The 12176-nt window shown below is 60.5% G+C and carries 14 protein-coding genes and 1 pseudogene; 13 read left to right on the forward strand and 2 right to left on the reverse strand.

From position 1 onward, the window contains the following. The first annotated feature begins 13 nt into the window (after window positions 1–13). The 4 genes from JWQ90_RS03925 to JWQ90_RS03940 are packed head-to-tail and all read left to right on the forward strand — an operon-like array spanning window position 14 to window position 3126. A complete protein-coding gene (locus tag JWQ90_RS03925) occupies window positions 14–1285 on the forward strand; it encodes a DUF3596 domain-containing protein (protein WP_299689702.1) in 1272 nt (423 codons plus the stop codon). Further along, window positions 1282–1605, forward strand: a complete 324-nt coding sequence (locus tag JWQ90_RS03930; RefSeq protein ID WP_299689704.1) for a hypothetical protein — start codon at window positions 1282–1284, stop codon at window positions 1603–1605. The genes JWQ90_RS03925 and JWQ90_RS03930 overlap by 4 nt, the downstream gene beginning before the upstream one ends. 23 nt (window positions 1606–1628) lie before the next feature. Continuing rightward, on the forward strand, window positions 1629–2561 hold the full coding sequence (locus JWQ90_RS03935) for a hypothetical protein (RefSeq protein WP_299689706.1): 933 nt from the start codon (window positions 1629–1631) through the stop codon (window positions 2559–2561). Then, a complete protein-coding gene (locus JWQ90_RS03940; protein WP_299689708.1) occupies window positions 2551–3126 on the forward strand; it encodes a hypothetical protein in 576 nt (191 codons plus the stop codon). Before JWQ90_RS03935 ends, JWQ90_RS03940 begins: the two co-directional genes overlap by 11 nt. A gap of 119 nt (window positions 3127–3245) precedes the next feature. Here JWQ90_RS03940 and JWQ90_RS03945 read toward each other — a convergent pair whose 3' ends face one another. Continuing rightward, window positions 3246–3536 (reverse strand): helix-turn-helix transcriptional regulator, encoded by a 291-nt coding sequence (locus tag JWQ90_RS03945; RefSeq protein WP_366919429.1) that lies wholly within the window; start codon window positions 3534–3536, stop codon window positions 3246–3248. A 95-nt stretch (window positions 3537–3631) separates the two neighbouring features. On the opposite strand from JWQ90_RS03945, the gene JWQ90_RS03950 reads away from it, so the two are divergent. The 4 genes from JWQ90_RS03950 to JWQ90_RS03965 all read left to right on the forward strand — a co-directional run bounded on the left by JWQ90_RS03950 (window position 3632) and on the right by JWQ90_RS03965 (window position 5916). Further along, window positions 3632–4036 carry a hypothetical protein gene (locus JWQ90_RS03950; RefSeq protein ID WP_299689710.1) on the forward strand — a complete coding sequence of 135 codons (405 nt, stop codon included), beginning with the start codon at window positions 3632–3634 and terminating at the stop codon, window positions 4034–4036. 31 nt (window positions 4037–4067) lie between these two features. Beyond that, window positions 4068–4700 carry a hypothetical protein gene (locus tag JWQ90_RS03955; protein WP_299689712.1) on the forward strand — a complete coding sequence of 211 codons (633 nt, stop codon included), beginning with the start codon at window positions 4068–4070 and terminating at the stop codon, window positions 4698–4700. A gap of 1 nt (window position 4701) precedes the next feature. After that, window positions 4702–5529 (forward strand): hypothetical protein, encoded by an 828-nt coding sequence (locus JWQ90_RS03960; RefSeq protein ID WP_299689714.1) that lies wholly within the window; start codon window positions 4702–4704, stop codon window positions 5527–5529. 108 nt (window positions 5530–5637) lie between these two features. Then, complete coding sequence (locus JWQ90_RS03965; RefSeq protein ID WP_299689716.1) at window positions 5638–5916, forward strand: hypothetical protein; 279 nt, start codon at window positions 5638–5640, stop codon at window positions 5914–5916. 540 nt (window positions 5917–6456) lie between these two features. Here JWQ90_RS03965 and JWQ90_RS29095 read toward each other — a convergent pair. Next, window positions 6457–6635, reverse strand: a pseudogene (locus tag JWQ90_RS29095) (NAD(P)-dependent alcohol dehydrogenase); the annotation flags it as partial. Window positions 6636–7038: 403 nt separating this feature from the next. Here JWQ90_RS29095 and JWQ90_RS03970 point away from each other — a divergent pair. From JWQ90_RS03970 to JWQ90_RS03990, 5 genes are all read left to right on the forward strand, one after another. After that, on the forward strand, window positions 7039–8100 hold the full coding sequence (locus tag JWQ90_RS03970) for a bifunctional nicotinamide-nucleotide adenylyltransferase/Nudix hydroxylase (RefSeq protein ID WP_299689718.1): 1062 nt from the start codon (window positions 7039–7041) through the stop codon (window positions 8098–8100). Between the two features lie 69 nt (window positions 8101–8169). Then, window positions 8170–9591: a nicotinate phosphoribosyltransferase gene (locus JWQ90_RS03975; RefSeq protein ID WP_299689720.1), complete on the forward strand. Its 1422-nt coding sequence runs from the start codon at window positions 8170–8172 to the stop codon at window positions 9589–9591. Between the two features lie 2 nt (window positions 9592–9593). Beyond that, window positions 9594–10613 carry an SPFH domain-containing protein gene (locus tag JWQ90_RS03980; protein WP_299689722.1) on the forward strand — a complete coding sequence of 340 codons (1020 nt, stop codon included), beginning with the start codon at window positions 9594–9596 and terminating at the stop codon, window positions 10611–10613. A gap of 4 nt (window positions 10614–10617) precedes the next feature. Then, window positions 10618–11550, forward strand: coding sequence for a hypothetical protein (locus tag JWQ90_RS03985; protein ID WP_299689724.1), 933 nt, complete (start codon window positions 10618–10620; stop codon window positions 11548–11550). A gap of 243 nt (window positions 11551–11793) precedes the next feature. Next, window positions 11794–12176 (forward strand): AAA family ATPase (locus tag JWQ90_RS03990; RefSeq protein WP_299689726.1); only part of this gene is annotated, 383 nt, incomplete at its 3' end.

Genomic DNA, 12176 nt, shown 5'->3' on the forward strand with positions numbered 1-12176 from the left:
CCGGAGCGGGAAATTGTTCTTCGATTTCCGTTTTCGCGGGAATCGTTGCAGAGAGTATTCGGCACTCGATGACACGCCTGCGAATCGCCGGAAGATGGAGAAGGTGCTCGCGAAGATCGAATCTGAAATCTCGGCCGGGACTCTCGATTACGGACAGTACTTTCCGGGTAGCAAGATGGCTGCTCGGTTTAAGACGCCTAAGACCGTGAAGGAAGCTGATCCGATGCAGGTGCCGAACGCGGCGGCCCTGTCGATCGTGCTCCCGTTCTGCAGCGACTTTACCCAGCAATGGCGGTCGGACAAGCAAGTCGAATGGCGGATGTCGTATCGAGATGCTGTCCAATCGATTTTAACGACGCATCTGTTACCGGCATTCGGCGAAAAGCGGCTTGATCAGATTGATCGCTCTACGGTGCTGGCTTTCCGTAGCCACCTCGCCGCAAAGCGCGTCGGCGCGAATATCGAGAAGGGCATCGAAGGCAAGCCGATGGCCCCGGCGACGATCAACCGCATCATCGGCATCCTGAGGATGATCTTGGACGAGGCCGCGCTTCAGTTCGGTTTGCAGAACCCCTGCATCTCGATCAAGCGCCTGAAGCTTCAGCGGGTGGACATCGAGCCGTTTACGGTCAATGAGACCCAAGGGATCCTGGCTCGTGTTCGCCAGGACTACCGTCCGTACCTGAGCTTCCGTTTCTTCACCGGCGTTCGTTCGGGAGAGGCCCATGGGCTGAAATGGAAGCACGTCGACTTCGAGCGTCGCCAGATCTTGATTCGCGAAACCTTTCAGGACGGCCGGACGGAGTACACCAAGACTGACGGGTCGCAGCGCGAGATTCAAATGAGCCGTGTCGTGAGCGAGGCCTTGCTGACGATGCGGCCGGCGGACTTTGAAACCGATCCTCAGTTCGGCGAACGCTATGTGTTCTGCACGAGAAGCGGAAAGCCGATCGACAACACCAACTTCAATGATCGCGTTTGGAAGCCACTGCTGCGAAACCTCGATCTGAAGTATCGCCGGCCATACCAGATGCGCCATACCTGCGCGACCTTGTGGCTGGCGGCTGGGGAGTCGCCCGAGTGGATAGCACGCCAGTTGGGTCATACGACGACCGAGATGCTGTTTCGTACCTACAGCCGGTACGTGCCAAACCTCATGCGGCAGGACGGCAGCGCGTTCGACTCAATGGTGTCGAGTGTCGTGAATGGAGGACTGCGGGCAGCGAACGACAGTTTTCTGCAGGTGGGATTGAAAGCCAAGGCAAAGCAAGGGGGCAAGTCATGACTAATCGTGCATCACTAACTGGGTTGTCGAAAGAGCTGCTCGTACGGCGCCTGGAGCAGGAGCTCAGTGCCAAGGCACAGCGCGGTGTGGCCCGTCGAATCGCGCCGGTCCTGATGCAAGAACTGCATCTGCATCCCAGCGGAATTGATGTCATCTGCTGGATCGCCGACGCGAGCTGCCGTACCAATGCGGACGCAGTGACTAACTGGATCCTGGGCCAGTTGAGCCAGACCGACGAGATATCGCCAATGCCGTCGACGATCGAACTCGCGGCGCGTTTGTCTCGTCACTTGCAGAATATGGAGGCTGCAAACTCATGATCCCAACTTGCACAATCGGCGGGATGAGCAGCCATCGAGGCCAGCGCATTCGTGGCACCTTTTTCCTGACCCGGGTTGAGGCCAGCCCTCCCGGCGCGGAGCACACACGTGTTCTGCTGGAGGATGGCACCGGTTCACGGTGGGCCAGCTGTCGCACCACGGCTTTGAGGTTTCGGCCTGCGCTACCGCAGCCAATCGATGCGCTGATCGACCTTCAGCTCCAAGGGAGCGGCATCCTCGTCGTCCAAATCTACCCGGTCGAAATCGACTTGCTGCCGAGTGCGTCCTGGGTGTTGCCGATCGAGCACTGTCCGGCGCCTGCGGTAGACGCTTTGGTTCGTCTCCACAACCTGGAGGAATCGTTGCCGGAGCCGCTCAGCGGGTTCCTGAAGCGCGTGCTGCTCGACCCTTCGATCGGCTTGCCGATGCTGCGCTGTCGAGCGAGTGTCGCTCACCACCACTCGTTTGTTGGCGGCCTGCTAGTCCACAGCACCGACCAGCTCGACGTCGCGCTCGCAGCCTCGCGACAGGCGCTGCCCAACGAGCCGCTGTCGTGGCAGTTGGCGCAGCTAGGCTACTTTTTGCACGACGTCGGCAAGCTGAAATCGGTCGGGGAGGCCGCCCGCCCCGTGCATGCGCTGGTGTCGCATCACGAAACGCACAACCTGCTGGTCCTGGCGCCGCATCTGCAATGGCTGGAGTCAGTCGATCGTGACTTGGCAGCCGCATTGACCTACATCCTCGAATTCGTTGCCACGCCGGCGCGGGCTCGGGGACAAGCGAAATACCTGGTCGCCGAGATGGTCGTTGCCCTGGATCAGTGGAGCTCCGCCACGCACAACGGTCGGGGTTTGGGATCGCTGCTGAAAAAGAACATCCGGCCATTCGGCGAGATCATCGCTGCCGAAGCGGCGAATGAGGAATACGCTTTCACGGAGCGCCACGGTGAACGCTAACCCAGGAACCGTTCGGAACCGTTCCGAACCGCCGGTGGGTCGTCCGGCGGTGCTCGATGATGCCGCGCTTCTTGCGCTGGCCGAAGATTTGAACCGGACACTCGGACGTCCCCCTCGGCTCGATGAACTCATCCATGCCGCTGGCGGCTGCCAGCGGTTGCGAGCAAGCCGAGGGATTCGCCAGTTGCGCGAGCAATTGGCCGCGAAGTCTGTGCGCTCGCAGCTGCTGCTGCCTGCCGACATGGAGAGTGAACTCCGGCAGTGGGTGGATCGCTGGATGGCCAGTGCTGCAAGGCAGCTATCCGAAGCGCACGCCCAGCTGCAGGCGACGCACGACGAGGCGCAGGACCGCGCTAGCGACATGATCGCCGAACAACAAGCGATCCTCGCGGAATTGAAAGAGCGCGTTGCCGATCGTGAGCGAATCGGCGCCGAGCTGCTCGCGCGCAATCAAGCGCTCGGATTGGAGTTACAGCGAATGGCGGCCGAGCGGGACATTGCCATCGCGGTCGCCGAAGACCGGCTGAAGCTCATCGAACGCTGGGAGGTGTACCGAGCCGGTTGACCATATCTCACCGCTGCTTCTGGGTGAGGCAGGTGGAGTTCCAAACGGAGTTCGGAATGCTCTGGGGCCATCCACTGGACGGGGTCCGGACCCGGAGCGAACTCGAAAAGGATAGAGGACTACTTTGAGCGGGGTGCCGCCGCCGGTTTGCGCCGAGTCGGTCGCCAATTGATGGCGTGCAGGTAGTCGGTAATGAACTCGAGTGGATCCTTTCCGATCGCGTCCAGATAACTCAGCAAATCGCTGAGGTCCATCCGAACGACGCCGCGTTCGAGCTTGGACAGCATCGATTGGCTGGTGCCCATTCGCTCGGCAACGAGTGTCTGGGATTCGTCACCGCGAAGTGCGACCAATCGCTCAAGCAATAGCCGGTATTCCGAGCTGTACCGGGATTGCCGCGAGCGAGGCAAGTTGCTTCCTTGATTCGTAGGAAGTCAAGAACGTATAGTCGGTATGGGAATATGAAAAACATGACTATTTTCAGAGATGGATTTTGGTGGTCGAAATGAACGATTGGACGCTCGTGCCGTGCGCGCTACCAGCGATGGTGCTGTTCAAGGCCTTCGATCTTCGGCATCGACTGCTCGGCAACCGACAACGCTTCGCCCGGATCTTTCCTTCGGGAATGAAGCGAGCGGTCTACGTCTGGCTCGTCGTGGCCACCATTGCATTCTTGGGTGGGCCAGCGCTCCTGCTCGCCAGCCTGGCAATCGGAGCGCCGAAGCTCGATCCCTTCGGAACTGCGCTGTGCGTCTACACACCGATCTGGACCTGGGTCGGGCACTACGTGTTGCTTGCCCAACGTGAATACCTACGCTGGTGGCGGCTGCGTCGCGAGGTCAAACGCTACCTGTCACTGCCGCCCGATCGACGGCCCTTTGCGCCGCCGACGGGCGCCATCGTTATCTGACTCTTCACCACACTGAGGTTCGGGGGAACTCATGCATCTGAAAGCTACTGCGCGTTTAAAAATATTTTCGGTGTTAGCGACCGCTATCGCGGGTGCGATCTCGACGGGGGGCTGTGTCAGTCCTGCCACAGCTCCGGCGGTCGCTCCACTTGCGACGTCGGTGAACCGGCAGGCTGCGAGCATTACCAACTGGAACGGCTCGGAGAATTGCGTGGCCATTTACCAGCATCAGGAGTTTCTGCTCATCGTCACCTCGTCGACGACGACGGGCGGCGAGATATCGATCTATGACGATCGTCTCGGCGTGGCGTATTCGGGGATTTTCAGTCGTCGCAATCCGAAGCCCGGTTGCCAGCTCGAAGGCGAGCAATGGGTTGCGACGTACAACAACTTGTCGCTGATCCTTTCGCCGGAGTTCAAGGCCCTGTTTAGTGCGGCCACAAAAGAGCCGAACGCGCTTGCTCAGGCTATTACCGCTGGCCCGCCGTACTTCCGTTTCGACTCGGTCTATATGGGTAAGAAGAGCGGCATCAACTCGATCGGATACGGACCACCCGGGCTGAATTTGCAGGCGGCGGAAGACTGGCTGAGGAAGCGGTCACCGGACCGCATTCAGTTAATCTTCGCCGACGCGCTCGATGCGGTCAGCCGCAGTGGGCACTGACATGGGCCGTCAGCTGCTGGCAGTCCTGACGCTACTGATGGCCGCTTGCAGCGCGGCCGTCGCGCGCGAAGACAGCAATCCGAACGCGATGCGATTGATCGCCAAGACGGAAGAGCCAACCACGGTCAACAATGGCGGCCGTATCGCCAACATCGGCTGCAAAGCGGTTTTCGCCAACGCCAGCATGGTGGCTTTCGTCGTGACGGTCGATGACGTCCGGCGCATCGGCATCTACCAGCTCAACAGCGGCGTCATTTCGGCTGATGCCTACGCTCGACATCTCAAGGGCTGCGACAAGCTGACCTACCCCAAGGAGCCCGACCCCGAGTTCTGCTGCGGCGCACGAGTGCCACCGGAATTCAAGCTGCTGCTCGATGATGCGGTGACCAATCCCGGAGCGCTGATGGCAGCCTTAAATGATGGACCACCGCTCTATCAGGTTGCAGCCAACGAGATCTATCTGAAGAACCTTGTTGCACAAAGAGAGCAGAACCGGATCGACGCGGCTCAAGCACGCGAAGCGGCGCAACAGAATGCGGCTACGGAAGAGACTCGGGTGCGCCAAAGCTTCCAGAATGCCGCCGCAAAGCCGAAAATCCTTGGTGGATCGGTCTGCTCTAGCGACAATCGCCTTGCCTACGTCGAGCGCATCGCCGCGGCGCGGATTCAACTGCGCTTGGCCGGTGTCGCCACAAGCGATGGATTGAATTCCGAGTCGTTGCCGTACTACCTTTTTAGAGCGCATCCCGCCGTGCGCTTCATCCAAGGCGGAAAAATCATCTGGGATGATGCGTCGTACTGGGCAGCGTGTGACTACCGTGAAAACTGACTCGCAGAAGGAGGTCCAGAGTTACAGTGAGCGTCCGAAATGTCTAGGCTGCCAACATTATTCGGGCGCATTGGTTAGCTAGTATCAGACTAAAGAAGGAGTCGAACTATGAAAAATGCCAAACCGGGTCCCAAGGGTATTCAGGACGGCAGGCTGACGATGGCTCAGATAATCGCGGACAAGGTAAAGCCGGAACGCGTGCCAGGGTGGGATGAATTGCCGGCTGTGGGTTTAGAACGCGACCCTGATGTGCTCCTCGACGGCATGCAGGAACCATGGGCGCTGGTGGGCATGCAAAGTCTGAAGTCGATCGACACAAAGGCGCTGCGAGAGATGCTGTTGAACGATGCCAAATCCGATGCCGGAGAAGGGCCGTGGAAAGGTTGAAAAGCCGTAGCAAACTCGCCGGCGCTGAATGTCGCGAATCAACCCCTATGCGCAGATCGATGTGAGTGGCTGTGCCCACGCGTCTTCGTTGTTAGGGTGCTGTGTAGGTAGGTCGGGATTGAGTCGATATAGTTTTGGCGGCTGCGTCCAGGGCCGATGCGCACCTCTTTGAGGACCGCAATGGGTTTGCTCCCCACGCCCTCCGTTGTGCACTGAACGAACCGGCTCCTCTGGTGGCGATGAAGCGCCGCAGCGGCGGCTCAACGCCCTCGGACGACAGGTGTGCAGCTTCCCCGTCGGGCTCGCTCATGCCCTTCGCGCAGACACTGAAACTATGCGGAGCACGTTCCGAGCTTGAACTGACGAGACAAGGTCCCCAACGCCGCAACTGCGCATAGTTTCTATCTGTGCGTAGGGGCCGCTATGCAGATCTTTGCATAGCAGCCCGAAGCAGTCATTCATACGCGGTGCGTTTCTCGTCCTGGATCGGGGCCGTAGAACTCCCCGCAGATCATCGCCTACACGCGACGGTTCCGCGTCTCAGGCTACCGACAGCGAGTCCGTGTCGATCACGAAGCGATACCGCACGCGCCGCGCTCCAGTCGTGCAAAGGCTTCGGTGATCTCGCTCATGGCGATGGTCTCGAAGACGGGCAGGATTTGCTTCCTGCCGCAGAAATCGAGCATCTCCTGTGTCTCGACCAGGCCTCCCGACGGCGAATTTCGAACAGCTGGCAGTTGGAATGGCGACGTGCTTGAACTCCTCGTCCGACTCGAACCGCGCGTCAGTCCATAACTCGGGTTCACTCCACGACAGAGCGTTCCCTGCTCTTTAAGTGAATGCCCGATGCCCTTCGACTATGTTGCTGTGTTTCCCTGTATCGGCTATCGCGTCTACTCAGCGATCCTAGGGCTTCGTGATTTCGCTAGTCCGGCTTCGCTCTGGTGGAATCGGATAGAACTCTGCAGCGGGCGGGGCGCAACAACTGATGCATCTTGATACGCCGTTCGTCGCCACCTTCTTGACGATCTCAGGGCGACAGGCGCGTAATTTACTCGTCAGCGGATAGACCGCCGACACTCGCCAACGGATCGTTGGCAACGCGATAAGGAGCTTATCGCCATGCAGTTCGATCTCCTCGTCTTCGTCGGACGCTTTCAGCCCTTCCATCAGGGCCATCTGGCTGTCGTCCGCAAGGGTCTCGCAGAAGGCCAGCGCGTGCTCGTTCTGGCTGGCTCGGCAGAACGCCCCCGTAATATCCGTGATCCTCTGAATGCCGGCGAACGCGCCGACATGATCCTCGCGTGCCTGGCACCCGACGAACGCGCCCGAGTGGCGGTAGCCCCGTTGCGCGACGCGATGTACAACGATCCGATCTGGATTCGCAATGTTCAGGCCGCTGTGTTCGAGCACCTCGGAGCCGTCGTCCCCGGACGCAAGCCGCAGGATCTGCGTATCGGCCTGGTGGGTCACGGCAAGGACCGCAGCTCTTACTACCTGCGCCTGTTTCCGACCTGGGGCGCGGTGAACGCTGCCAATCACGAAGCCATCAGCGCCACTGATCTGCGGCAGCTCTATTTCACTCATCCGTTCGACCAGGGTAGGGTGCCGGCCGAGATCGCCAGGACTTTCGAACAACGTCTGCCGAAGGCGATCTACGATGGCCTGCTCGCCTTCGCGAAGACCCCGGCGTACCAAGAGTTGAAGGCCGAGCAGGAGTTCGTGACCCGTTATCGCGAGCAATTCGCGAGCCTCAAGTACCCACCGACCTTCAACACCGCCGATGCGGTGGTGATTCAGAGCGGCCATGTCCTGCTGGTCCGCCGCGGTGCCCGTCCCGGTAAAGGCCAACTGGCACTGCCGGGCGGCTTTATCCAGGAAGATGAAAACGCACTGGATGCCTGCCTGCGCGAGTTGCGCGAGGAAACCCGCCTCAAGGTGCCCGAGCCCGTACTGCGCGGCTCAATGACCGGCAAGGATCTGTTCGACGACCCCTTTCGCTCAACCCGCGGCCGGACCTTCACCACCGCGTTCCGTTTCGACCTGCGCCCCGAAACTGACCTGCCCAAGGTCAAGGGTGGTGACGATGCCAAGGAGGCGTTCTGGATACCCCTGGCTCAGGTAAAGCCCGAAGAGATGTTCGAGGACCACTACTTCATTCTGCAGAAGATGGTGGGCCTCTAGCGCATACGAGTTCATTCAAACCGGCGGGATAGACCCGACGGCCACCCATCAACGTAGAGGAGTTCTACGATGACCACGCAAAACCTGATTCTCAACACCGACAGCTATAAGCTCAGCCACTACCTTCAGTACCCGCCGGGCACGGAGGTGATCAACAGCTACATCGAGCCCCGTGGCGGCGAACTGAAGGATGTCGCCTTCTTCGGCCTGCAAGCCTTCCTCAAGGAATACCTGAGCAAGCCGATCACCCTTGCCGACATCGACGAGGCCGAGACGCTCGCCAAAGCCCACGTCGGATTCTTTAATCGCGCCGGCTGGGAATGCATCCTCGAGAAGCACGGCGGATTCCTGCCGGTGGAGATCGAGGCAGTCCCGGAAGGCACTGTGCTTGGCACTCGCATTCCGCTGGTGCAGATCCGCAACACCGATCCCGAGCTGCACTGGCTGCCGAGCTACCTCGAAACGGCGCTGCTGCGCGCGGTCTGGTATCCGACCACCGTTGCCAGCCTGAGCTTCGCCTGCAAGAAGGAACTGCGGCGCTATCTCGACGAGACCAGCGACGATCCCGCGGCCGTGCTGCCGTTTCAGCTGCACGACTTCGGCGCGCGCGGTGCCACCACTGACGAGGCCGCCGGCATCGGCGGCGCGGGGCACCTGCTCAACTTCATGGGCACCGACACGTTGGCGGCGCTGCTGGTCGCTCGCAAGCACTACGACGAGCCCCTGGCCGGCTTCAGTATCCCGGCGAGCGAACACAGCACGATGACCAGTTGGGGCAAGAACGGCGAAGCCGATGCCTACCGCAACATGGTCGAACGCTTCGCCGGCCCGCAGAAGATCGTCGCCTTCGTTGTCGACAGCTATGACCTGTGGAACGCAGTCGACAACATCGTCTGCGACGAACTCAAGACGCTGATCGAAAACACTGGCGGCCGCGTGGTGATCCGCCCGGACAGCGGCGACCCCATTGCCGTGCTGCCGCGACTGATCGAGCACCTGATGAGCCGCTTCGGTCATCGCGTGAACTCCAAAGGCTACCGCGTGCTGCCGGACTTCATCCGCGTGATCCAGGGCGATGGGGTCAATCTCGAAAGCCTGCCGCGCATCCTGGAAGCCCTGAAGCTGCGCGGCATCGCCACCGAGAACGCGGCGTTCGGCATGGGCGGCGGCCTGCTGCAGAAGGTCGATCGCGACACCATGAAGTGGGCAATGAAGGCCAGCCAGGCGATCATCGACGGCCAGCCGCGCGACATCTTCAAGGATCCGATCACCGATCCGGGCAAGCGCAGCAAGACAGGGCGTTGGGGCGTGGTGCGCACCCCGTTGGGCTATGAAGGTGTACGCCTCGAAGAACTCGCCGATCGCGAGAACCTGTTGCGTCCAGTGTTTCGTAATGGCCAGCTACTCGTCGATGACAAATTCGTCGACATTCGCGCCCGTACCGCGGCCGAGTTCGAGCGGCTGACCGCAACCGATTTGAAGGGAGAATAAGCATGTTCGGATACCAGTACATCAAGGCAAATCCTACGACCTACGTCATCCAGTACAAGAACGGCAAACCGGTGCGCGAAGGTTCCGGCTTGTCGTTCTTCTACTGGGCGCATAGCTCCTCGCTGGTTGCTGTCCCGATGCAGAGCGCCGATGCGCCCTTTATGTTCACGGACGTGTCGGCCGACTTCCAGACCGTGAGCATCCAGGGCCAGGTGACGTATCGGGTGCGCGACCCGAAAGCGCTAGCGACGATGATGAACTTCTCGCTGCAATCCAAGGGTATCGGCTATGTCTCCGACGATCCCGACAAGCTGCCGCAGCGCATCGTCAATGGCGTCCAGGTGCAGGTGAAGTCCGTTGTGCAGAAGCTGCCGCTGCAGGAGTTGCTGCGCAGCATCGAGGCCGTGGCCGCCGCCGTCAGTGAGGGCCTACTTGCCACCGGCAGCCTGCAGGGACTGGGCGTTGAAATCACCGACCTGTCGATCCTGGCAATCAAGCCGACGCCGGAAACAGCGCGCGCCCTGGAAGCCCGTGTCCGCGAAACCATTCTCAAGGACGCAGACGATGCCATCTATACCCGTCGCAACTCTGCCATCGAACAGGAGCGCGGCATCAAGGAGAACGAACTCAAGACCGAGATCGCCATCGAGGAGAAGAAGCGGCAGATCCGCGAAGCGCAGATGGACGCGGAGCGCTCGGTGCTGGAGAAGCGCCAGCAGATCGAGCGCCAGGAGATGACCGGCAAGGTGGAACTCGAAAAGCAGAATCGCGATCTGGTGGAACTGGCAGCGGAGAATGCCAAGCGGCAGGCGGACGTGAAGGCCTACGGTATCGAAACCTCGATGAAGGCACTGGGCGATGTCGATCCGAAGGTGCTGCAGGCCCTGACTCTCGGCTCGGCCGATCCGGCGACGCTGATTGCCCTGGCGTTCCAAGGGCTGGCCGAGAATGCCGAGAAGATCGGTGAACTCAACATTTCGCCGGATCTGTTGCGGCAAGTGATGTCGTCGAAGAAGGCCTAGTGTCATGGAGCGCCTTCAGAACAAGCTGGTTCTGGTGACGCGACGCACGCGCCTGGAAGACCTGATCGTCCGCTTCAACACGGTCGACCAGGCGCGTTTCTACATCGAACACCTCGGTGCCGATTTCGGCGACTACGACGAAGAGCACCGGCACTACCAGAGCGTGGTCCGTAGCGCCGAAGAAGTGTTGAGCCAGTTCGGGCGCGTGCAACGGCTGGATCGCTCGTTCCTGCCCAACTTCATCTTTCCGACCGGCATGCCGGTCGTGGTGGTCGGTCAGGATGGCTTGGTCGCGAACACCCTGAAGTATCTGGGCGACCAGCCGGTGATCGGAGTGAATCCCGATCGCCGGCGCTGGGATGGCGTGCTGCTGCCGTTCGAGGTCGGCGATCTGAGTCGGATCGTGCCGGAGACGCTGGCGCATCACCGGCCCGAGAAGAGCATCACGATGGCCTCGGTCACGCTCGGCGATGGTCAGACATTGCACGCGGTCAACGATTTCTTCGTCGGTGCCCGCACCCATGTCTCGGCTCGCTACGAGATCCATTGGAGTGAACAGGTCGAAAGACACTCGTCGAGCGGCGTGATCATCTCGACCGGCCTGGGTTCATCCGGCTGGTTTCGCAGCGTGCTGACTGGCGCAGCCGGCATCGCAGGCGCGTCCGGTGCCGAGATCAAGCATCTTCGCGACGAAGGATTTCCTTGGGATGCCGACTACCTTCACTTTTCGGTACGCGAGCCTTATCCGAGTCGAGCGACACAGGCGGGGCTGGTGTTCGGCAAGATCAGCCGCGCGCAGCCTCTGGAACTCGTTTCAAGCATGGCGGAGAACGGTGTGATCTTCTCCGACGGCATCGAGTCGGATTTTCTCGAGTTCAACGCGGGCACGAATGCCCGCTTCCAGCCAGCGAACCGTCAAGGTCGTCTGGTCTGCTAGGAAAAACCATGATTTCGATGCAAGAAAGTACCGCTAACGTTGTCATCCAGTGCATCGGGGGCATCGCCGCGCGACCACGGTGGCTTCGTGCTGGCTCGATAGTCGCGGCTTCACGACCGATGACGCGATCGCCAAGGTACGGGAGATCCGATCACCTCGCGCCGTCGAGACTCGGGTCCAGGAAGAGGCAATTGCCGCGTTCCATGAGTGAAAGACCGGTCAGAAGGGAAGGGTGACGGCGCAATGAAGTACGAGAAGCCTTTCCTGATGCAGGCGTCCCTAAAGAGAGATAAGGTCGAGAGCTATGACCGGTATCCGTTCTCGATTCCGGCTGTCCGTGCACTTGATCGGCTGACGTTCCACCGCGATGTGACATTCCTCGTCGGCGAGAACGGCTCAGGGAAATCCACCCTGATCGAGGCACTTGCGCTGGCTCTCGGGTTCGGCGCCCAGGGAGGGACAAAGAACGTCCAACTGGAATCGGCCGGCGACATCTCAACGCTGCACGAGTACCTTGCTCTCGTCAGAGGGCCTGCCCAGCCACGCGACGGCTACTTCCTCCGCGCAGAAAGTTTCTACAACGTCGCGACCTACATGGACGAAGTGGGCTACCTCGGCGAGTACGG

Source organism: Hydrocarboniphaga sp., from assembly GCF_028291725.1.
Classification (GTDB): Bacteria; Pseudomonadota; Gammaproteobacteria; order Nevskiales; family Nevskiaceae; genus Hydrocarboniphaga.

Coding starts and splice junctions, on each gene's coding strand:
- JWQ90_RS03960 (WP_299689714.1), top strand. CDS start 4,702: ATGGGCCGTCAGCTGCTGGCAGTCCTGACGCTACTGATGGCCGCTTGC.
- JWQ90_RS03985 (WP_299689724.1), top strand. CDS start 10,618: ATGGAGCGCCTTCAGAACAAGCTGGTTCTGGTGACGCGACGCACGCGC.
- JWQ90_RS03930 (WP_299689704.1), top strand. CDS start 1,282: ATGACTAATCGTGCATCACTAACTGGGTTGTCGAAAGAGCTGCTCGTA.
- JWQ90_RS03935 (WP_299689706.1), top strand. CDS start 1,629: ATGAGCAGCCATCGAGGCCAGCGCATTCGTGGCACCTTTTTCCTGACC.
- JWQ90_RS03965 (WP_299689716.1), top strand. CDS start 5,638: ATGAAAAATGCCAAACCGGGTCCCAAGGGTATTCAGGACGGCAGGCTG.
- JWQ90_RS03950 (WP_299689710.1), top strand. CDS start 3,632: ATGAACGATTGGACGCTCGTGCCGTGCGCGCTACCAGCGATGGTGCTG.
- JWQ90_RS03975 (WP_299689720.1), top strand. CDS start 8,170: ATGACCACGCAAAACCTGATTCTCAACACCGACAGCTATAAGCTCAGC.
- JWQ90_RS03980 (WP_299689722.1), top strand. CDS start 9,594: ATGTTCGGATACCAGTACATCAAGGCAAATCCTACGACCTACGTCATC.
- JWQ90_RS03970 (WP_299689718.1), top strand. CDS start 7,039: ATGCAGTTCGATCTCCTCGTCTTCGTCGGACGCTTTCAGCCCTTCCAT.
- JWQ90_RS03955 (WP_299689712.1), top strand. CDS start 4,068: ATGCATCTGAAAGCTACTGCGCGTTTAAAAATATTTTCGGTGTTAGCG.